General features: G+C 49.4%; 2 pseudogenes. Both read left to right on the top strand.

Going from position 1 to position 637, the window contains the following annotated elements:
* Positions 1–257 (top strand): annotated as a pseudogene (locus FH871_RS34465) (tRNA uridine-5-carboxymethylaminomethyl(34) synthesis enzyme MnmG); the annotation flags it as partial.
* A gap of 142 nt (positions 258–399) precedes the next feature.
* Positions 400–637 (top strand): annotated as a pseudogene (locus tag FH871_RS34460) (hypothetical protein); the annotation flags it as partial.

The raw sequence follows: 637 nt of genomic DNA, 5'->3' as shown, positions 1-637 counted from the left end.
AAGAAGCCGCTGGGCAAGGTATTGTCGCCGGTATCAATGCCGCTCTCAAGGTGCAAGGCAAGCCTGAGCTGATTTTAAAACGCAGCGATGCCTATATTGGGGTCATGATTGATGACCTGGTGACCAAGGGAACGCTGGAACCTTACCGCCTCTTGACTTCTCGGGCCGAATACCGCCTGATTTTACGGCATGATAATGCCGATATGCGGCTAACGCCAATTGGCCGGCGAATGGGTCTGGTTGACGAAGAACGCTGGCTCAACTATGAAATCAAGAAGGCTCAATTTGACAACGAAATGAAACGCCTGTCAACCAATAAACTCAAGCCAACCGAGGACACCAACGAAGAGGTTCAAGCCANTCAACTATGAAATCAAGAAGGCTCAATTTGACAACGAAATGAAACGCCTGTCAACCAATAAACTCAAGCCAACCGAGGACACCAACGAAGAGGTTCAAGCCATGGGCTTCAAGCCCCTGACCGATGCGGTGACCGCTAAGGAATTTATGCGGCGACCAGAAGTCAGCTATGCTGATGTGATTAAATTTATCGGCCCTGCTGCTGAGGCCCTCAGTCCCAAGCTGATTGAACTACTTGAGACCGAAATCAAGTACGAAGGCTATATCAATAAGGCTC

The sequence above is a fragment of the Larkinella sp. C7 genome (assembly GCF_006149005.1).
Lineage (GTDB): Bacteria > Bacteroidota > Bacteroidia > Cytophagales > Spirosomataceae > Larkinella.
Note: the sequence above shows the minus strand (reverse complement) of the source record. Positions and strands in the feature narration are given on the sequence as shown.